At 31.6% G+C, this 21,840-nt stretch carries 17 protein-coding genes; 6 read left to right on the top strand and 11 right to left on the bottom strand.

Annotated features, from left to right (window positions below):
* Positions 1 to 118 precede the first annotated feature (118 nt).
* The 8 genes from FLV_RS13415 to FLV_RS13380 form a co-directional block, all read right to left on the bottom strand.
* Entirely contained in the window at positions 119 to 1,513 is a 1,395-nt protein-coding gene (locus FLV_RS13415; protein WP_243234535.1) for a TlpA family protein disulfide reductase, read from the bottom strand.
* Positions 1,514 to 1,544: 31 nt separating this feature from the next.
* Positions 1,545 to 2,951 (bottom strand): RagB/SusD family nutrient uptake outer membrane protein, encoded by a 1,407-nt coding sequence (locus tag FLV_RS13410; protein ID WP_243234534.1) that lies wholly within the window; start codon positions 2,949 to 2,951, stop codon positions 1,545 to 1,547.
* A 4-nt stretch (positions 2,952 to 2,955) separates the two neighbouring features.
* Positions 2,956 to 6,390: a SusC/RagA family TonB-linked outer membrane protein gene (locus tag FLV_RS13405; RefSeq protein ID WP_243234533.1), complete on the bottom strand. Its 3,435-nt coding sequence runs from the start codon at positions 6,388 to 6,390 to the stop codon at positions 2,956 to 2,958.
* 208 nt (positions 6,391 to 6,598) lie between these two features.
* Positions 6,599 to 7,777 (bottom strand): FecR domain-containing protein, encoded by a 1,179-nt coding sequence (locus FLV_RS13400; RefSeq protein ID WP_243234532.1) that lies wholly within the window; start codon positions 7,775 to 7,777, stop codon positions 6,599 to 6,601.
* A 161-nt stretch (positions 7,778 to 7,938) separates the two neighbouring features.
* Positions 7,939 to 8,508, bottom strand: coding sequence for an RNA polymerase sigma-70 factor (locus FLV_RS13395; RefSeq protein WP_243234531.1), 570 nt, complete (start codon positions 8,506 to 8,508; stop codon positions 7,939 to 7,941).
* Between the two features lie 585 nt (positions 8,509 to 9,093).
* Positions 9,094 to 10,059 carry a YheT family hydrolase gene (locus FLV_RS13390; protein ID WP_243234530.1) on the bottom strand — a complete coding sequence of 322 codons (966 nt, stop codon included), beginning with the start codon at positions 10,057 to 10,059 and terminating at the stop codon, positions 9,094 to 9,096.
* Positions 10,060 to 10,256: 197 nt separating this feature from the next.
* On the bottom strand, positions 10,257 to 10,949 hold the full coding sequence (locus FLV_RS13385; RefSeq protein WP_243234529.1) for an SIMPL domain-containing protein: 693 nt from the start codon (positions 10,947 to 10,949) through the stop codon (positions 10,257 to 10,259).
* Between the two features lie 52 nt (positions 10,950 to 11,001).
* The gene (locus FLV_RS13380) at positions 11,002 to 11,640 is read right to left on the bottom strand and encodes a rhomboid family intramembrane serine protease (RefSeq protein ID WP_243234528.1); all 639 of its coding nucleotides are present in this window, start codon (positions 11,638 to 11,640) and stop codon (positions 11,002 to 11,004) included.
* Between the two features lie 111 nt (positions 11,641 to 11,751).
* On the opposite strand from FLV_RS13380, the gene FLV_RS13375 reads away from it, so the two are divergent.
* Positions 11,752 to 12,624: a lysophospholipid acyltransferase family protein gene (locus FLV_RS13375; RefSeq protein ID WP_243234527.1), complete on the top strand. Its 873-nt coding sequence runs from the start codon at positions 11,752 to 11,754 to the stop codon at positions 12,622 to 12,624.
* Positions 12,625 to 12,800: 176 nt separating this feature from the next.
* On the opposite strand, the gene FLV_RS13370 is transcribed toward FLV_RS13375, so the two are convergent.
* Both FLV_RS13370 and menD read right to left on the bottom strand, forming a co-directional pair.
* The gene (locus FLV_RS13370; RefSeq protein WP_243234526.1) at positions 12,801 to 13,655 is read right to left on the bottom strand and encodes a S1 RNA-binding domain-containing protein; all 855 of its coding nucleotides are present in this window, start codon (positions 13,653 to 13,655) and stop codon (positions 12,801 to 12,803) included.
* Positions 13,656 to 13,794: 139 nt separating this feature from the next.
* Positions 13,795 to 15,456: a 2-succinyl-5-enolpyruvyl-6-hydroxy-3-cyclohexene-1-carboxylic-acid synthase gene (gene menD / locus FLV_RS13365; RefSeq protein ID WP_243234525.1), complete on the bottom strand. Its 1,662-nt coding sequence runs from the start codon at positions 15,454 to 15,456 to the stop codon at positions 13,795 to 13,797.
* A gap of 176 nt (positions 15,457 to 15,632) precedes the next feature.
* Here menD and FLV_RS13360 point away from each other — a divergent pair, with 176 nt between their 5' ends.
* The 3 genes from FLV_RS13360 (at position 15,633) to FLV_RS13350 (ending at position 18,612) form a co-directional block, all read left to right on the top strand.
* On the top strand, positions 15,633 to 16,808 hold the full coding sequence (locus tag FLV_RS13360; protein ID WP_243234524.1) for a thioredoxin family protein: 1,176 nt from the start codon (positions 15,633 to 15,635) through the stop codon (positions 16,806 to 16,808).
* Positions 16,809 to 16,821: 13 nt separating this feature from the next.
* Complete coding sequence (locus FLV_RS13355; protein WP_243234523.1) at positions 16,822 to 17,319, top strand: GNAT family N-acetyltransferase; 498 nt, start codon at positions 16,822 to 16,824, stop codon at positions 17,317 to 17,319.
* A 345-nt stretch (positions 17,320 to 17,664) separates the two neighbouring features.
* A complete protein-coding gene (locus FLV_RS13350) occupies positions 17,665 to 18,612 on the top strand; it encodes a tRNA dihydrouridine synthase (protein WP_243234522.1) in 948 nt (315 codons plus the stop codon).
* 48 nt (positions 18,613 to 18,660) lie between these two features.
* Here the strand turns inward: FLV_RS13350 and FLV_RS13345 are convergent, their stop codons facing one another.
* Positions 18,661 to 19,248: a glutathione peroxidase gene (locus FLV_RS13345; protein WP_243234521.1), complete on the bottom strand. Its 588-nt coding sequence runs from the start codon at positions 19,246 to 19,248 to the stop codon at positions 18,661 to 18,663.
* Between the two features lie 941 nt (positions 19,249 to 20,189).
* Here FLV_RS13345 and FLV_RS13340 point away from each other — a divergent pair.
* Positions 20,190 to 20,720 carry an RNA polymerase sigma factor gene (locus tag FLV_RS13340; protein ID WP_243234520.1) on the top strand — a complete coding sequence of 177 codons (531 nt, stop codon included), beginning with the start codon at positions 20,190 to 20,192 and terminating at the stop codon, positions 20,718 to 20,720.
* Positions 20,720 to 21,508, top strand: a complete 789-nt coding sequence (locus FLV_RS13335) for an anti-sigma factor domain-containing protein (RefSeq protein WP_243234519.1) — start codon at positions 20,720 to 20,722, stop codon at positions 21,506 to 21,508. The genes FLV_RS13340 and FLV_RS13335 overlap by 1 nt, the downstream gene beginning before the upstream one ends.
* Positions 21,509 to 21,840: the final 332 nt, after the last annotated feature.

The raw sequence follows: 21,840 nt of genomic DNA, 5'->3' as shown, positions 1-21,840 counted from the left end.
AAAACTCAGCACAGCAAGAAAATAATTTCTCATTTAGATTTTAATTTAGCAGTTACAGCAATTTTACCAGCTTAATCTTTGTATTGATTAAGCCGATAACCGAAGTCTGCCAATTGTACTAAATATTCAGCCCGTTAAGCAAATCTCTTAATTTTGCTTCCGAAGGTCTTGGTGCGTTTGATGAGACTATATTTCCCTGAGGATCAATTAAAATAAAACGTGGGATACCTTTAATAAAATAATCCTGAACAAACTTAGAATCCCAGGCATTATCAGCTAAAACCTGAATGCCTCCCATTTTTTGATCGTTTATCATTTTTTTCCATTTCTCTATATCAGCACGTTTGTCTATAGAAATACTTAAAAACTGAATATTCTTTCCCTTATATTCTTCTTCAATTTTACCAAGATGTGGAATTTCTACTTTACAAGGACCACACCAGGTTGCCCATACGTCTATATAAATATATTTCCCTTTTAAATCATCTAAAGACACCTTGCCTCCGCTATAATTATCATAACCAACAAATTTTGGAGACGCATTTCCTTTAGAAAGAGGCAGCAATTTTTGATAAATCTCGCTTATCGCTTTATTGTTAGTCTCATTTGTTGATGAATTGATAAATATTTTGTAATATTCCTGAACATCGCTGGTATATGCCATTGCATTTTTAGCGTGATCATAAAGAAATATATTCTTTATGTCCTGATTTTTTGCGGTTGAAACCGCTGTGATGTAAGAAAGGTAATAATTATCATGTTTATCTCTTTCTGCAATTTCTTTACCCAATTTTCTGTAGTGCCCCAATACTATATTCTTATAAGAGTTTGAGAAAGAAAAATCTTCTGAATTATCATAATCAAATGTTTTTAACTCAGGTAAAAAATCTGCTGACACTTTAAAATCAGCATTTTGAGTGTAATGAGCAGGATCACTTTCATATTTAATCATCTCATTAATATATTCATAATTGATATTCCTTTTTTCTTTATTTTTAAAATTTTCCGAAATATTTACGTGACTAAGAAGCAGAGAATCTTTTGATACTTTTGCTTTAGTCATCATACGTTTAAAATCTGTTTCATTAAGTGCATAACGATTTTTTACGTCCTCTGTAACTCCCCAATTCTTACTTGCTTTTTTCTGAATATAAGAATTGATTAGCCCTCCCTGACCTGAAAATTTTAAACTTTTTTTAAAATCTTTGGCATCAAATGAAATACTTAAATTTGATCCGGGCTCCAGAAATAATTTAGCAGAAAAATCTCCATGATCCATAGTGTAGAAACCCTCTTTTAATTTTAAGGTCTCAGTAAACTTACCTTCGGGTGAAAGTTTTATTTCTGAAACAATCTGGTTCTGAAAATCATATATCTTGATTTGATCCTCAATCTTATTGCTGATCACACCCGAAAAAACAACAAAATCATTTTTCTTTTGGGCAATACCTGAAACATAGCTTAGCATTAAAGTTAAAACAAGCAATGTTTTTATTTTATGTGATAATTTCATTTATGTTAAAATTATTGATAGTTAAAATTTCTTATTCGCGATCATTTTCGCCAATTTCCGGGTTTGCTAAAATGTATTTTGTAGCAATTGGCACAGCCCAATTTTTACTGTTAGCCTTAAGCTCAGCCGTTTGTCCATTATACTTGTGAGTTAAGTTGATATTGGCATTGTGAAACTGATTTATTCTTTTAATGTCAAAAAATCGTAAACTCTGCCCTACTAACTCTAATCGTCTTTGTTTTAACACTATATTAATAACTTCGCTTTGGCTGGTACTTGTCAAAGCGACATAATCACTTGCCGGGATACGATTTTGTCGTAAATAGTTAATATCGGCTAAAGCGGCATCTAAATGATTTAATCTGGCATTACATTCCGCTCTTACCAGTAAAGTTTCCGGTACAGAAAACCCACAAAATCTAAATGTTGTAAAATAGGAGGTTGCAAATACCTGATCATTTCCGGCAATACCGAATAAACTGCTTAAAGGTCCAAATTGTCTTTTTCTTTGGTCTTTAGACTCGTATAAGTTATATAGTTCCTGTGTTAGAATTAATGTTCTGTAGGGTAATGCAGATTTTTTTAACCATATCACTTCCGGGTTATTTTGGGGTTGTGGCATATTAATTAATATACTAAAAGAAGGATTATTTGAAACAGTATTATAATTAAGTAACTTGTTGTTAAGAACCAGTGTCATATCTGCGTATTTTAATGCCATTTCATAGTCGCCCATATATAAATATACCCTGGCTAAAAATGCATAAGCAGTTACTTTAGCCGGTCTGTGTTTTAGAGTTGTATTAGCCTGCGAATCTGGCAAGTATTGAATGGAAGAGGTTATATTTTCTATAACATGATCATAAATTTCCTTTACCGTCGCACGTGGTAACTTTACATCTTCTAAATCGGTAGTTTTTCTAAATGGAACTGCTAATACACTAGAGGCTGTTGCCGGATTGTAATGGGTGGCATATAAATTGACTAATGAAAAATAAGCATAGGCATTGTGAATTTTTGCTTCTGCCAGCAGCGTTAACTTATCATCAGTACTGCCCTCCGCATTCATTATTTCTTCAGAGACAAGATTGGTAACATATATTTGACCATATAATTTTTGCCAATCCAGATCTTCCTGATCTGGGTTGAAAAAATTATCATTCCACAAGTACATATTCTCCTCAGAATCACTCAGTAATGAACTTACATTTGGATTATCATATTGGTATTCATCTGCCATTAAATCTGTATTGGCAGGTGAAACTACAAACCCTGGTGATTTAGAAGTTGCAGTGATTGTAGACTGATCAAGTAGTAATCTGTAATCTGAAACTTTTTGAGGAATAATAATACCTTTTGGTTTTATATCCAGCCACTCCTCTCTGTTACATGCCGTTAAAGATATAAGGCAAATCAATACTATATATATATTTTTCATTTCGTTAAAAGTTTGCTTTAATATTAAATGTATAAGATGCTGGTGTTTTGTAATACATGCTTTCCGGATCAACATTCCATTTATTAAAAGTAAAAATGGCCAGATTATCAGCTTGAAAACCAAGTTCAAATTGCTGAATACCTATTGCTTTTAATGCAGTACTGTTAAGATTGTATCCTAATGCTATTTGCTTTAATCGGATATGACTTGCATCATCAATAAACTGATTTGCGTTTGCGTAGTAATTATATCCGGGTTTAGCTAAATCATTTGCCAGCGCAGGTAATCTCGGTATAGTAGTATTATTTTCATCCCCTGGATTTTGCCATCTTTTATCGTAATCCTGATGTATATGACCACTATTGAGAGTATAACGAACATCATAATAATCAAAAACATTCCTATTTCTAAATACATAATCAAACTTATAAGTAGTCAGAATTCGAAGATTAAAATTTTTATAATTAAAATTATTAATCCAGCCTCCATAATATTTAGGTGTCAAAGAACCATTGTACACCAAAGCATTTACATCTGTAATCAGGTCACTGACTCCTTGTTCATTTCTGCCATTTACATCAATTACATCCCCATTTTGATTTAATGTCAATGGGTATCCGTTTGAATCTAAACCGATATAATCATAACTAAACAAATATCGTAATGGTTTGCCTTCTAATGGCTCTCCGTCTAAGTAGGTATTTATGGTTTGGGTAGGTACATCAACATTAGTAACTTCATTTTTATTATAACTAAAGTTTAAAGTTGTTTCATATTTAAACTTTTTATTATTGATGATGCGGCCGGTTAACTGCATATCTACCCCTTTATTGGTCATTACTCCGGCATTTATAAGAGCCGAATTAAATCCCAGAGTAGAGGAAATAGAAACTGTCGATAATAAATCAATACTCTTTTTGTAATAGTATTCAATGTTCCCGCTTAATCTGTTATCAAAAAATCCAAAGTCTAACCCCAGGTTTTGCACAAAGGTCTTCTCTAGTCTTAATGATGGATTTTTTACAGTAGAAACAAAAGCATATTGATTATTTGTTTGAGAATCTCTAGATAGTCCGGCTTGTAAAAACGGACTTGTACTATTATCTACGTTTCCGTTACTACCATACGTTCCTCTAAGACTTAAGAGATTAATATTCTTTATTGATTTCATAAACGGTTCTTCATGTAAATTCCATTTAAGTCCAACTGAATATAGTGGAATATTTCTGTACTCCCTGTTTCCGCCAAACAGGTTCGCATCATCAAGTCTTATACTTCCGGAAAGAATATATTTTCTTTTAAATGAATAGGCTGCATTGCCAAAATAAGATATAAATCGATTTTCAATTTCAGTTATTGTTGTGGGGTCATTAAACGTTCCTGTTCCGGAAGGAGAAATATTTACTATGGTACCAAATGGAATATTGGCATAGGTTAGGGATTCCGGATCATATCCAAATTTAGATGTCCCAAAACTATTACTTGTCTCCTGTCTGATTTCATAACCTGCAACAGAAGTAATATTATGTTCTCTGTCGTTAAACGATTTATCTAAATTAAGCTGAAACCTCCCGGAATGTGTTTTGTTTTGTCCAAATTGGTTCGCCAGAACACTTCCTTTAGGTATCGTACTTACATACTTAGCTTGTGCTGTATTATAGGCAGTATAAATATTAACAAGGTTTCTTACGTAAAAGGTGTTTTCATTAAATAAATTATTCATAGTATTCTGTCCCCATTCATATTGATATTTACCCTGAATATTTAAATAATCGGTGATATCATATTTTAATTCCGACTGTAAACGAATTAAGGTTGTTTTTGTATCATTGTTTTTATTATCATATTCCTGCTTTAGGTTGTAATCCCATGAATAAGGATAGTTACTGGCTGTTGTAGCATTGTAAAATCCGTAACGTTGCGGCAAATATTCTCCATTACTTCCTAGTATATCCTGATATTGGCTTAAGTTGCTGTAATCAGAAAACGATAATCCGTTGTTTTTATAACCGTAGGTATTAAAGTTAAAATTTAAATTCAGCTGCCATTTTTTTGAAAGATTAATGCTGTTGTTCAGGTTAATAATAATTTCATCCCGATCATTATTTTTAAAAAAATTTAAACTTTCGTTTTTATTATAGGTAAGTGAAGCACGATAGGTATTGTGTGTTCCTCCGCCTGATATGCTGGCATTATGCTGGCTCCAGATAGTGTTCGCCATAAATAAGTCTTCAAACTCATTTCTGTTATCTTTAGTTAATAATCCATTAATAATACCATCTGCCTGGCTTTGCGTAATAGTTTTATTGTTTAGCTTTAAATAAGTATCAATACCTTTGCTTAACCTTGGTGCGCTGTAATTGGTTGGGTAATTAATCCATTTGTTATCTGCTCTGTGTTTCTCGAATTGCAGATAACTGGACGTAGGTGCGTATTTTAAATCATTCAGGTCGTATCTTGACGTAATTTTAGTTATGGATGATAAACTAACTGTTGGTGTTTCTTTATTACTCCCTTTTTTAGTAACAATTACGATTACACCATTAGCAGCCCGAATACCCCATATAGAAGCGGCGGCGGCATCTTTAAGGATTGATATGCTTTTTACATCATTGGGATTAATAGAATTTAAATCCTGAGAAACCGGAAAACCATCAACAATAATTAAAGGCTCATCGTTAGCATTAATAGTACTTAATCCTCGTATGGTTACCCCATCAGTATTATCAAATAATACTCCTGAAACCTCTCCTTCAATTTTTGAAATAATATCCTGGGATATCTTAAAATCCAGAACCTCTTCATTAATTTTCTGAAATGACCCTGTTGCTCTTTCTTTAGAAATGTTTTGATATCCCGTAGATACGATCTGTAAAGCATCAAGTTCTGTGACATCTTCTAACAAAGTTTGATTTATTACTTTCTGAGAATTAACTTTTACTTCAATGGTTTTAAAACCTACATAGCTAAATACGATAACATCCTGACCAGATGATACTTCTAATTTATATATACCATCAAAATCTGTTGTAGTCCCAGTCGCCTTACCTTTTATATGAACCGTTACCCCCGGAAGCGGCATTCCTGATTTATCAGTTACCTTTCCCATAACCGTTATTTTCTGGGCCGGGATTTCTCTTTTTTTGATTAAAATCGTGTTTTTTCCTGATTGTAAATGCTCATAATTAGTATTATCAAGTACTTTTTTTAAAAGTTCATCTACAGTTAGTTTGCCTTTTGGTATTAAAACTAAAGGTAATTTCTGATTTAAATCCTGCTCGTAGACAAAATGATAATTGGTTTGTTTTTTTATTAAATCGAAAACTTCATCGATTGTACGTGTTTTACTCGACTCTATCATTACTTTTACTTGCCCTACAGAATTAGTCGGACTAAATGATAAAAGTACAAAACTCATTAGCAATAGGAATGTTCGCATAAGTAATACGGTTAGCCTTTTCCTAAATTGGGAACTGGCTGAATTTAAATTAAAATTCATAAATTTGTTTCTGATTAGTTGGACATTGGTTTAATTAATTATTGATTTAAGAAAGAGATACGAAGTTTGTCACCGCCAAATGATTCAGCTTCGTTCTCTTTTTTTTTTTGTTATTTACTTTTTAATATTTTATCCTGCTTAATTATTTTTATTCCAGGACAACTGTTTTCTCACGAATGGTATATTTGGATATAGCACCTAACTTTTTAAATGTTTCTAAAATTTCTACTATACCCTGATTTTTTTCAAACAAACCATTAAATCCTTTATTTTGTAATGTTGAATTTTTAAACACCACATCAATATCATACCACCTTGATAATATCAACGTTATTTCTTTTAATGATTTTCTTTGAAAACTAAATACACCGTCTTTCCATGCGATATCGTCATAGACATCCACCGACTTAGTTTTCATAATATTAGATGATTTATTTAGAACGGTTTGTTGGTTAGGATGTAGTTCTATAACATGTTTGTTATTTGATAATTCTACTTTACCTTCTACTAAAGTGGTAAAAATATTGCCCTCATCTTCATACGCTTTAACATTAAATTGTGTACCCAAAACTTCAACATTCTGGTCTTTTACTTTTACATTAAAGTGGGATCCTTTGTGCGCTGTGCTTGGTGACACTTCAAAATAAGCTTCACCATAGACTAACTCAACGTTTCTTGTTTCTCCCTCAGTAAATGCAATTGGATACTTAATTTTTGATTCTGAATTCAACCACACTTCTGTGCCGTCCGATAATTTCAAATAAAATCTCCCTCCACGAGGAATCGATAAATAATTATAGGCTTTTGTTGTCTTTACTCCTCCACTATTATAAACTAATTTCTCACCATTACTTGCAGCATTCTGTCCTTTGAAAGATTTTCCTTTTTCAAGAACTATTACAGAGCCGTCTTCAGTTGTTAATGTAGCTTTATCAGTTCCTATTTTAATATCGTTAAAAACAACTTTATTTACAGGTGTTTGAATCTTACTGAAAATGTTACTATTATAAACTGCAGTAGAAAACATAATTAATAAGACAGCTGCGGCAGTACTAAGTTTAAAAAGATTGCTTCTAAAAATTCTTATTATTTTTGACTCATGAGATTCATCCTCCTTAATTTCCTTCAGAATATTTTCAAGCATTCTGTCTCTATAATCACTCTCGGTTTTAAATTCATCCCAAGCATTATCCTGCTGGAAACTATAACAATAGTTATTTAGCAGTTCTATCTCATCTAAAGAAGCTTTGCCATCGAGATACTTCTCAATGAGCTTTAGAAAATGCTGTTTGTTAAAGTTATTATCCATTAAATTTTGTTTTCCCATTGTATGTATATATGTATAGTGTAGATAAAAGGCAACAACACGTAAAAGAAAAATATTTTTTATCAAATTCGCAAAACAACACAAATAAAAAGAAGCTTAAATAATGAATTTATAAAAACAAAGTCATTGTATTAACAATTCAATAACCATGTGTTATTGAATTATTTTAACAAGTGTAATATAAATTCAAGAGTCACGGCATACCCTAAGGAATCTCTTAACATTTTAAGAGCATTTGTGATATGAGTTTCGACAGTTCTTACAGAAATCCCCAAACGTTCTGCAATTTCTTTATGAGTTAATTCCTCATTTCTGCTCATATTAAAAACCAGCTGACATTTATCGGGAAGACTTCCGATAATTTGTTTTACCTGTTCTTCTAATTCTTCATGAATCATTCTAGTTTCTGGTGTACAATACTGCAGTCTGCTATTGATGTCATCATAAAGTTCAACCCGTATAGCTTTATCCTTTCTGAACTCGGCGAAAATTTTGTATCTCACAGCGGCATACAAATAACTCTGCAATGACACTTTGATTTGAAGCTCAGAACGTCTGTTCCATATTTCAATAAAAACATCCTGTACCATTTCTTCACACAATTCTTTATCTTTTAAAACATTATAAGAAAACACCAAAAGTTGTTTACAAAAACTATCATAAAGTATAGTCAATGCACCTTTGTCGTTCGCTTTAAGCCGCTCTATTAATTCGTGGTCAGAAATGATCATTTTTATAATCGAAATATGACCGCAATTTAACCAAAAGTTAACAATTCAAACAAATTTTCTTGTTATTACAAATAAATATCTGTCTTTTTAAGAATTATCTATCAAAAATATATTTATTAGATGTAGAATATATATTACCGTTAATTAATAAAAGTATTTTTTATGTACTTCATATAAAATTGAAGTAATGAATCTAATGTAAGTGCAAGGTGTATCAACTGCATAAATTTTTTCCTTGCTAATAATTGGTTTCATGATATTTCTGACAATGTTTATTGTTTTTGCTCTCTCGGTTTTTAATTAACTTTTCACTTTAAATTTTGGACAATTTACATCATCACTAACTCTAGAACGATTATTCGGTTCCTAAAAACACCTAGATTCTAAGGATCAATTCAAAAAAGTTGAGGATTAAACAAAAGAGAATAAATCCTGGTTTCTGAATAAACGAATTAGGATTCTTCTAATTTTAAACATCTATACATTCTGATTTTTCTCTTTTACGAAATTCATTTTATAAAAACACAAATATCTCTTTATCAATATTTAAAATAATATAAAACTAAATCTCTAAAATCTTTGAACTTAATTTAACCTGCAGGATTCAAAAAACTCATAAGCTCTTTTCTCTGCATAAGAATAGGTTGAATTTCGCATAGGAAAAGCACAGTGCCCACCATATTTTGGGGTTTCGAGATAAACATACGTACTGTCCTGAGCAATAGTTCTCGGGTAGCATCTCTCTCCTAAAAAAGGATCATCAAGTGAATTAATAATTAAAACCGGAGTAGTGATATTTTTTAAGGAAAACTCCGGCGAAACACGCTCGTAATAATCGTCCCTGCTTGCAAAGCCGTGCAATGGAGCTGTAAAATACTGGTCAACTTCATCAAAAGTAGAAATTTTATCAATCTGATCACGGTTTATAAAATCAGGAAACTGTGCCGCTTTGTATTTCAGCTTTCTTTTAATATCTATTGTAAAATTCTTTAAATAAACTCTGTTAAAACCTTGTTTGAGGACAGCAGCACTTGTTGCTATATGAGTGGGTACTGAAATCGAAACAGCCGCTTTTATGCGCTTATCGATTTTTGTCCAGCCCAAATAATTCAGAAGCTGAACACCTCCCATTGAATAACCAATGAGATAAACCTCTTCGAATCCTTTCTTTAAAACAAACTGAACCACTTCATCAAGGTCATCAACTGCGCCGTGATGATAAAGTCTCGGAAGTCGGTTCATTTCGCCTCCACAGGTGCGGTTATTCCATGCAAAAACTGAAAAACCTTTTTGCTGAAAATAAGCCGAACAGCTATTATTGTATGTCCTGCGCGAATCACCTTCTAAACCATGACATAAAATAACTGCCTTTTTAGGATCATTTACAATAAAATCGATATTGATAAAATCTCCGTCACTTAATTCATGCTTTTTTCTTGTGTAGTCAGGAGCTTCAAACTTTTTAAACAAAGCAGCATAAATAGTAGAAATGTGTCTGTTGCGATGAATTACAGAAGGAGAATCATATTCTGATTGTTCAATTATTGGCATGATACAAGTTTTTTATGATGCTTAATACAAATCTAAGAAATCAATCCATAAGTAATTTAAAACGGTCTTTTTATTTCACTACAAAATCGTGAACCAAATGAATTTTAGCAATAAAAGTTAATGTTTTAGAATAAAAAAATTCCAAATCCCAATACTAAATTGGAATTTGGAATTTATGATATTGGATTTTAAATGTTTTAGTCCAGAATAAAACTAACGCTCACATTTGCCGTAATTTCAATTTCTCCAATAGCCAGAGTTTCATTTGAAGCTCCCAATGCATCTGCACTTTCTTTCATTCTCATAGAGGCATACATTGGCTGTGGACGGTACACCTGTGAATTATCTGATATAACGAAAGCTTTTCCAACTTTTTGACCTAATACAGAAACATAATCGTCTGCTTTTACTTTAGCATCTTTCATTGCTAATTTTCTGGCTTCAGACTGCAATAGTAACTCTTTTGACGATTCAAAAGATACGCGGTCAATACGGTTAATTCCCTGCTGTACCAAACCTTCCATCAGTTCGTCATATTTAGACAGATCTTTTACCACTATTTCTACAGTTTGTACTGCATTATAACTTGTTTTCTTTTTCTCGTAATCATATTGCGGATTCAGCGCAACTTGTTTGGTTTTAAAATCTGCTGTTGGAATATTCATCTTTTTAATGAATTTTAAAACAGCATCCATTTTCTCGTCATTTTGCTTTTTGACATCTTTAGCATTATTTCCTTTTGTTTCAATCGTAGCCGAAATACAAACCTGATCTGGCGCTACTTTTACTTTTCCTTCCCCGTTTACATTGATAAGAGGAATTTGTTTGGTTTCCTGGCCATAAGACATAGTCATAAACATGATTGTTAAAAATAATACTAGTTTTTTCATTTTTGTTATATTTTAAATTGTTGATAAGGGCATTTCAAAAGTTATGCCATCATTATAATTTTCCTAATTTGGCCATTACAAAAAGTATTAAAATTGGAATTGCCAATAAAATCGTCATCAAACTATGATCTGAAATTAATGACGGTTCTTTTATCAAAGTAATCAAATACCCCCCTACAGCACCTCCAAAATGTGCCGTATGACCAATATTGTCATTTTTTGCTTTCATTCCATAAATCGAATACAATAAATATAAAATTCCGAAAAGATAAGCCGGAATCGGAATGACAAAAAAGATTCCCAACATCATATCAGGCTGCAGTAAAATAGCCGAATACAAAACCCCAGTTACAGCTCCGGATGCACCTACAGCCCTGTAGCTATAATCGTTTTTATGAAAAAACATCGTAAGGAGGCTTCCAAAAATTAAACTCCCTAAATAAACCAAAACAAAAGAAAAAGTACCCAGCCAATTTAAAACTACCGGTGCAAAAAACCAAAGTGTCAGCATATTAAACATCAAATGCATCATATCTACATGCAAAAAACCGGATGAGAGCATCCTGATTTGTTCTCCTGAACGAATGCTTCCTACATGGAATTCGTACTTTCTAAAAAAATAAAGATCGTTAAAACCTTTATAACTAATCAAAACATTGGCAATGATAATTCCTATCAAAATGGTATTCATAAACGCTATTATATTTGAATTGTAAATATAATCATTCTCAGGAAAGGTTAGAGAATTACTAAATTTTAAAGCTGAAGTTTTTTTTATTTTATCTTTGTAAAAAAAAGTTAGATGCAATTTCTCGTTTATATCTTAGCCTATCCACTACTTTGGCTTATTTCAATACTTCCATTTAGAATATTTTACTGGTTTTCAGATTGTGTTTATCTACTTGTATATTATGTTATTGGCTACCGTAAAAAAGTGGTACGTGCAAATCTGGCACTTGCCTTACCTCATTTAAGCGATACTGAACGAAAAAAAACTGAAAAGAAGTTTTATCAGCATATGTGTGATATGTTTTTAGAAATGATCAAAACAATGAGTATTTCTGCTGAAGAAATGGAAAAAAGATTTCATGTCACTAATATAGATTTGATATTAGATTATGCAAAAAAAGGCAAAAGCGTAATTCTGGTAGCCTCACATTATGCCAGTTATGAATGGCTTTTAACGATTAATCCAAAAATTGGGTTCCAGGGTGTCGCTGTTTATAAAAAACTTGCCAATCCGTATTTTGATAAACTGATTCGAAAAATTCGTTCAAAATACAATACCGAATTAATCGAAACCAAAAAAGCAATTCCGCTGATGGCACAAAACCAGCGTGACGGAGTATTAAGCTTATATGGATTAGCAAGCGATCAGTCGCCCAAATTAGACCGTATTTTTCATTCGAGTAAATTCATGGGAGTTGAAGTTCCCGTACATACCGGTGCTGAAATGCTGGCAAAAAAATACGCTTTAAGTGTTGTATTTGTAAAAGTCAAAAAAGTCAAAAGAGGTTACTATGAAGCCACTTTTGTTTCTCTAGCCGACAATCCTAAAGATTTTGAAGATTTTAAAATTACAGAAATGTATTTAAAAGAAGTCGAAAAACAAATTCTTGAAGCACCGGAATATTATTTATGGACCCATAAAAGATGGAAACACCAAAAAAAATAAAAAAATGCTCAAAAGTTATCTACTTTTGAGCATTTTTTTTTATTACAAGCATAATTGGCTCTTCGCCTAAAACAGTGGATTTCAAAAAAGACAATTTCTTAGTGAAACATAAAAAAATCTGCTAAATCTGTAGCTGCCGCAAATTGATTTTCCATTAATTATAGCCAAGAACCGTATTATTCTTTTACCAAATAAATTCCGTCATCTTTAATTTCGATGAGTTTTTCTTTATACAAAGATCCTACCGCTTTTTTAAACGTTTTTTTACTCATTTTCAATACCGTCTTAATATCTTCAGGATGTGAATTGTCGTTTAAGCGTAAAAACCCACGATTTGCTCTTAATTCATCCAGAATTTTCTCTGCATTGGGTTCAATACTTTGATATCCCTGTACCTGCAGCGCCACATCTATTTTATTATCAGGTCGAATGTTTTTGATATAACCTCGCATTCTGTCTCCGGTTCTAATTGCATCATCGTACACTTCGTCTTTATATAAAAGACCTTTGTGTTGTTCGTTAATAATCACATTGATTCCTAATTCGGTAATATGTGAAACGATCAAATCTACCTCTTCGCCTTTTTCAACCGTAAGCTGATCGTTCTTTAAAAACTGGTTCAATTTACTGGAAGCTACTAATCGCTTTGTTTTATCATCCATATAAAGATAAACCAGATAACGTTTTCCTTTTTCCATAGGGCGCGCCTGCTCTTTAAACGGTACCAGAATATCCTTTTCCATTCCCCAATCCATAAAAGCCCCAACCTGATTGATATAATTTACTCGTAAAAGAGCAAATTCATTCAATAAAATATAAGGTTCAAGCGTGGTCGCAACCGGACGCTGCTCATGGTCCAGATAAACAAAAACAACAAGCTCTTCGCCTATTTCAAATTCATTGGGAACGTATTTATTGGGTAATAAAATATCGTGAATTCCTTCAGGGTCTTTTTCAGGATTTCCTAAAAATAAACCAACTTTAGTATCACGTAATATGGTAAGTGTATTGTATTTTCCTATTTCAATCATATTCTTGAAGTTCTAAGCTAAACTAACTAAGTTTTAAAGTGCAAATGTACGAAGTTTGAAAATGGTACAGCGAAAAAAATATTTATATAAAAAACCGTCACAATGTAGTATCGTGACGGTTTTTGTATTTAACCATTGATTAAACCAATTCCTTAAAAAACTGTTTCAAAATAACGTCATTTTCAGCAGTTGGCGTAAAAATTTCTAATATACCCGGAACATCATTAGCAGCATATAAAGATTTTATGTTTTGTTCTAATGAATCTGTATCTGCAGCTGTAAAATAATTCATCTGATACATTTTTGCCAGATGTTCTGCTGTCAAATGATGCGAAGTTTCAAAATAAGTATTAAAAACAGGTTTTTCTTCATGACCAGGTAAAATCCTGAAAATGCCTCCTCCTCCATTATTGATAAGGATAATTTTGAAATTTTTAGGAATATAAGCATTCCATAAAGCATTACTATCGTATAAAAAACTAATATCGCCGGTAATAAAAATCGTTTGCTTTGAACTCCCTGTTGCTGCACCTATTGCTGTTGATGTACTCCCATCGATTCCGCTTGTTCCTCTGTTGCAAAAAACTTCTATAGACGAATAGACATCTATTAATTGTGCATATCGAATGGCAGAACTGTTGCTTATCTGCAACTGACTGTTTTTAGGCAAAGATTCGATTACTTTTTCGAATACTTTAAAGTCTGAAAACGGAATTTTATCTAAATACTTTTTCTTTTTAATTTTTCGCTGCTCGTAAATTTCATTGATTTGTTTGAAATAATTACTTTCTGTAAAAACCGTTTTAGAAAATAAATCTTTAAAAAAATCATTTGGCGGCATTACAACATGTTTTGTTAAAGCATTAAATGTATCGTAAGCACGTAACGTATCAATATGCCAATGATGTAGCGGTTTGTATTTTCGTAAAAAACCTTTAATTCTTTTTGAAACCACCATTCCGCCGAAAGTTACTAAAATTTCAGGTTCAAATTCCTTAAAATCAATATCCTCAAAAGGTGTAATTAAAGTATCAATACTATTAATAAAACTAGCATGATGCAAATTAGAAGTCGTTTCTGTAAGCACCACAACAGACGGATCTTTTGCCAGATTTTCTATTATTTCTTTATCGATAGTATTGGATTCGTTTACACCAACTAAAACAAGTTTACGTTTTGCAGTGTTCCAGATTGAAACAAATTCTTCTATGTTTTCAATTTTATTCGTTCCAATATTTCCTTCAGAATGTGTGATTATTGGCTGAACCGAAAGTGTCTCAACGGTTTCATACAAAGGTTCTTCAAAAGGGGCATTGATATGAACAGGACCTTTTTGAAGAATGGCAGTTTCTATGGCTATATTTATTTTTAAATCATTTTCTTCAGAAGCTTCTTCAGTTAAATTAGCGTTGAAAACGGAATGATTTTGAAAAACATTTTGCTGACGAATGGTCTGCCCGTCGCCAATATCAATTTTGCTTTGCGGGCGGTCTGCCGAAATTACAATTAACGGAATCTGGCTGTAAAACGCTTCGGCTACAGCCGGATAATAATTTAATAATGCAGATCCTGATGTACAGACAATTGCAGTTGGAACTTTTGTTTGTTGGGCAATTCCCAATGCAAAAAAGGCTGCACAGCGCTCATCGGCAATACTGTAACAATTAAAATTAGGATTTTGGGCGAAACCAATAGTTAAAGGGGCGTTTCTGGATCCCGGAGAAATTATAATATTAAGAATTCCTTTTGCTGAACAAATTTCGATAATGCTTTGCGCAAGCGGTATTTTGGGGTAAATCATTCTATGTTGTATTACTTTTTAAAGAAAATTGATTTCTAAGATTTTCCTTTTACAAACACAAAGTTACAAAGTTCACACTTGATTTAACTTATAAATGGGAAGATATTAAGTCGGTTTACAGAAAAAGAAAATATCTTTGTAAGAGTCTTTTTAACATAAAAAAATATACTTTATTTATGCGTTATCTATACCTGTTTTTACTTTTGTTCCCGACACTAACTATAAATTCGCAAAATCAATTTACAACTAAAGATATATCATACAAAAAAGCGTTAGAAAATGCTAAAATTGAGCAAAAACCACTTTTTGTAATGCTATATGCTGATTGGTGCCCACATTGCAATCAGATGAAAAAAGATGTTTTCAGCGATCCTGAAGTAATAGCTTTTTTGAATAAAAATTACATCTGTATTTGGAAAAATGTTGAAAAAGAAGAAGGTATAACTCTCAAAAATAAATTCAATACCAAATCATTACCCACTTTTTTGTTTTTAGATACTAATGAAACCCTTTTATATGCATTAAAAGGAGAAATAAAAAAAACCGAATTTTTAGCTGAAGCCAATTATGCCTTAAATCCAAAAATGCAATTACCTTACTTAGAATCCATTTTTTTAGCTGATTCCGGGAATTCTAATAAGTTTTTCAATTATTTGAATGTATTAAAAAAAGGAAAAGACAGAACCGAATTATCTATTCCTACTCATGTTTACCTAAAAACGCAATCTGATACGCAATTAGTAAGCGAAACAAACTGGCGTGCCATTGCAAATGGTGTAACCGATATTAACTCGAGAGAATTTCAATATGTTTTAAAACATCAAAAAGAATTTGCCGCCGTAGCTTCACAAAATCGTATAGATAAAAAAACAGAAAGTATTGTAACCGAATTATTGCGCCCGTACGTAGATAATTTAGATACAATAAATTATTACAGGCAAAGAGAAATTGCAAAATCAATTCGATTACAAAAAACAGATTCATTGGTCTTTAAATTCGATTTGACTTTGGCTGAACGTACTGAAAAATGGCAATTCTATAAAAAAGTAACTCTCGAAGATACACAACGTCTAGTCTGGAACGATGCTGTTTTTTTAAAAGAAATTGGACAAACATATTTAAAACACATCAGCGATTCTGAAAGTTTAAAAAAAGCTGTTTTATGGGTAAATCATTCTTTAGAACTAAACGAATCTTATGATGGAAATCTGCTGTTAGCAAGGCTTTACAATAAAATCAAAGACAAAAAATCTGCTTTGAAATATGCCAAAAACGCCAAAGCAATTGGCAAACAAATGGGCTGGAATACAAAAGATGCTGATACGCTACTGGCAGAATTAAATTCAAAATAAATTACACTAAAAAATGAACATGAAACTCAGACCTGCAACAACAAACGATTTAGAAAAGATTCTGGAGATTGTCAATCATTCTATTTTGCATACTACAGCAAATTATAGTTATGAAATTCAAACTCTCGAAATTCAAACCAAATGGTTTGAAGATAAAACTGCTAAAAATCTACCCGTAATTGTAGCCGATTTAAATGGTGAAGTTGTTGGGTTTGGAAGTTATGGGCAATTTCGTGAAAAAATTGGCTATCAATATACCGTTGAGCATTCTGTATATGTTATTGATAATGTAATTGGAAAAGGCGTTGGGTCAAAATTATTACCTGAATTGATTCGTATCGCAAAAGAACAAGGTTATCATGTTATGATTGGTGCCATTGATGCCGATAATGCAGGAAGTATAGCCTTTCATAAAAAATTTGGATTTGTTGCTGCCGGAACCATTCGGGAAGTAGGTTACAAATTTAACCATTGGCTTGACGTGGTTTTTATGCAGTTGATTTTAGAATAATTATTTCAAATTTTCTCTTCGGCTTATACCGTTGGCTTCTACAAAATAGTTCAAAAATGTTAATAACATTTTTTTTTAAAATTATTGACAATTTTGACTCTTCGCCTAAAACAGCAGATTTCAAAAAAGACAATTTCTTAGTGAAACATAAAAAAATCTGCTAATTCCGTAGCTGCCGAAAATTGATTTTCCATTAATTATGATGAAGAACCATCAATTTTTATTTTTATTTTTTTTAAATCCTTGGAAATCTTTTTTATCTGTGGTGATTTTTAAAAGCGTTTGCTCTGGCCTTGATAATAATAACAGTAAAACAAATAGTATCTTTACAGCTTTACAAATACTATGAACTTCACATTACTCTCTTCGCCTTTACAAGGATTTACCGATTTTCGTTTCAGAAATGCCCAAAACAAACTTTTTGGCGGAATTGACACTTTTTACTCTCCATACATTCGTTTAAACGGAAAGTTGGTTATAAAAGCATCTTATGAACGAGATTTACTTCCTGAAAACAATGTAGGTTTAGAGGTGATTCCGCAAGTGATAACGAATGATGCTGATGAATTTTTATTTGTGGCAAAATATGTCCGGGAATTGGGTTATAAAGAATTAAACTGGAATTTAGGCTGTCCCTACCCAATGGTTACCAAATCCGGAATGGGTTCGGGGCTGATTAAAAATACCGACCAGATCAATCATATTCTGGACAGAGCACATTCTGAAACTGATATTATTGTATCCATGAAAATGCGTCTGGGCTATGATACTACCGAAGAAATTTTGGATGTTTTACCAATTTTAGACACTTATCCCATTAAGAATATTGCTATTCATGCCCGCATTGGCAAGCAATTATACAAAGGCGGCGTACACTTAGATGCGTTTCAGCAGTGTATCGATAATACGAAACATAAATTGTACTATAACGGAGATATTACTTCGGTAGCTAAATTTCATGAAATGCAGCAGCGTTTTCCAACCATAGACCACTGGATGATTGGACGCGGCTTGATTTCTGATCCTTTTTTACCCTCTATGATAAAAAACAATACACCAGAATATCCTAAAAATAAAATGGAGTTATTTAGTGCGTTTCACGATACTCTATATGCTATTTACAGTGAATCCTTATCGGGCCAAACTCATATTTTACTAAAAATGTATCATTTATGGGAATATTTTGCTGAAACTTTTTCAAATCCTCATAAAATATTAAAACAGATAAAAAAGGCAAAAAGCATTCGAAATTACGAAGCTGCCGTTGCCTCTATTTTTAAAAACGAAAAATGAGATTTTCAGTTACCCGAAAACCTCATTTCAAATTATTGTTTTTAAATATTATCCTTTAATCCAGTTTACAATTTCAGGATCAGTAGGTAATGTTCTAGGTTTGATTACTTTTACCAGTTCACCTTTTTCATCAATGAGATATTTCTGAAAATTCCACTCTACTTCAGAATCCTGCAAACCGTTTTTAGATTTTTGTGTCAGGAATTTATAAATTTCACACATATCATCACCTTTTACAGAAACTTTGTCCATCATTGGAAAAGTTACACCATAATTTTGCTGACAGAAAGCTGCAATTTCCTTATTTGTACCCGGCTCCTGAGAAGCAAAATTATTCGCAGGAAAACCTACAATTACAAAACCTTTCGATTCGTATTCTTTATACAAAGCTTCCAATTCTTTATATTGTGGTGTTAAGCCACATTTTGAAGCTGTATTTACAATCATGATTTTTTTCCCTTTTAGAGAAGAAAAATCAAAAGTATCACCTGATAAATCCTGTACCTTATATTGATAAATGGTTTGTTTTCCCATAACTTTTTCTGTGTTAGGTTTTTTATTGATACTCGTTTGCCCCTGAACTTGTGCTACTATTAAAAAGACTGCACTACAAACTAAAAATGCTATTTTATTCATCACTAAATTTTTTATAAAATTAATCAATTCTGACTGAAATCAAGAATCCTAAAGTTTTTTTTTAGAGCCTGTTTAAAATTTATTTTTGAGATTTATTATTAAAGGATTTTTGAGCGAAATGAAGCAAATTTCTTTAGAATAGCAGCGTTATATTATATAAAATCTAAACAAGCTCTTAAACCTAAAGATTAAAAAAAGTAAAGCCCAACGTTAATCAGGCGTTAGGCTTCTACTACAAACAAATCAAACCATGTGCAAAATTTATACATACTACCCCATTAGGTATAATTAATTTTTGATGATAATTTTTCGTCAGTTCGAGGAGGCATACTTGTTTAAGACAACATTCTTTTAAAATCCTAAATAACCGGAAGATCTAACAGTTCAGTCGTTCTAAATAAACTGAACTGTCTTCGCTTCCGTCCCCAATACTTTAATTTCTTTAATATTGTTTTCAATTAACTTCGATTATCTCGAAAAGTTGAGTCTCCGGTATTCAACAGTATAATTAAAAATACTTACAGAAAGTGATTCCTAAAAATGTGGTATTTAAATTAGAAACCAGCCTTCAAATCAATTGTTACGTATTGCTACTTCAAATTATTAACCATCTATTTGAAAGTCCGAAACTATCAACTATAAATATTTTATTCTCATGTTTTTTTTAAATCTACTTAAAAAAATATTTTCATCAATCTCTTTTACTTTTGCTATTAAATTATAAATATTAACTTTTTATGTTATAATAGCATTTACGTAAAAAGATTCTTTATGGTTTTAAAAAAAATGAAAAAAATATTTTTTTTTTTACCATTCCCCATTTCATAACGCTTCTCAGAGAAAAAAATAAAAAAAAAAAACAATCAAAAAAATAAATTATCTTTATATCGAGGTACTAAAAAAGTAAATTAAATTTTGTTAAAACTTTAAAATCTAAATTTATGAGTCAGGAAGAATTATTAGTTTTAATCTACAAGAAAGACGAAAGAGCTTTTACCCACTTGTATGATATGTATTCCAAAAGTTTATTTTCGGTCATCAATGTTTTAATAAAAAATCGTGAAGAAGCCGAAGATGTTTTACAGGAAGTTTTCGTAAAAATCTGGAAAAATATCGATACTTATAATGAAAGTAAAGGTCGTTTTTATACCTGGATCCTTAATATTGCCCGAAATACATCTATTGATAAATTAAGATCTAAAAATTTTAATAACAGTCAAAAAAACCTTTCCTCTGATAATTTCGTAAATCTTTTAGACGACAGTAACAAACTGGTTAATAAAATTGATACAATTGGAATTCAGGAATTTGTAAAAAAATTAAAACCTAAATGTATTGAGATTATTGATTTATTATTCTTTAAAGGATATACACAGCAAGAAGCCTCAGAAGAATTGGCAATGCCTTTAGGAACTGTTAAAACACAAAACAGAAACTGTATTAATGATTTACGCAATTATCTAAAAATATAATGGAAGCAAAAGAGTATATTGAATCAGGAATTCTGGAACTTTATGTTTATGGTTTATTGACCGAAGCTGAAAATCTGGAAATAGCCGAAATGGCAAAAAAAAATCCCGAAGTTGAACAGGAAATTCTTTCAATAGAAAAAGCCATTGTGGCTTTATCATCGAGTTTTTCCCCTTTTCATTCGGTAGCTAATTTCGAAAAGATAAAAAACCGTTTAGAACTGAAACACGGCAAAGTAATCGAAATGAAACCAACATCAAACCGAACACAATATATTGGCTGGGCTGCAGCAGTATTATTGTTGCTGGGATTGGGGTATCAGACTTTAGAACTGACAAAAACAAAAGGGGCTATTGCAACTGTTGGCAACGAAAAAAACAAAATCGAAAGAGAATTTGCTTATTTAGATAAACAAAATAAAGAAACAGAAAAAAGCCTAACCATCGTTCGGGATATTAAAAATACCGGAGTAACATTAGGAGGCCAGGCAGTTTCGCCAGCATCTTTTGCAAGGGTCTATTGGAATAAGGAAACTAAAACCACTTATATTGATGCTGCGGGTTTACCAAAACCTCCAAAAGGAAAAGTGTATCAGGTATGGGCACTTAAACTAAGTCCTACCCTTACCCCAACAAGTATTGGTTTATTAAGTGATTTTGACAGCAATAATCAAAAAATATTTACTGTTAATGAAACTGTTTACGCTGAAGCTTTTGGTATTACATTAGAACCCGAAGGAGGAAGTCTTACACCTACAATGGAACAACTGTATACTTTAGGTAAAGTCTAATTTCAGAAAGAGCAAAACTTTATAATCCTCAAATTGAAAAAATTTGGGGATTTTTTTATCAATATAACTCCTTAAAAAATCAGGTTTTATATTCTCAATCTCCTAAAAGTGATTTTAAAGAATAAATCAATTATTTACAACTATACAGAACCGTAATATTTTTCTCCGGATTTACAATACTGTAACAATTTTTATAGATTTTTAAAAAAATCCTCTAATAATTAGCTTATTCATACAAATATTAAATTTAACCATCTATTAACTCAAAAATGTGCTATTCAATTATAATTATTTTTATAAAAATAATTATAATAAATTTTATTGAATTAAAT

The sequence above is a fragment of the Flavobacterium pectinovorum genome, from assembly GCF_022802975.1.
GTDB classification, from domain to species: domain Bacteria; phylum Bacteroidota; class Bacteroidia; order Flavobacteriales; family Flavobacteriaceae; genus Flavobacterium; species Flavobacterium pectinovorum_B.
The sequence above is the reverse complement of the archived record's forward strand: the minus strand, read 5'-3'. Positions and strand labels throughout refer to the sequence as shown.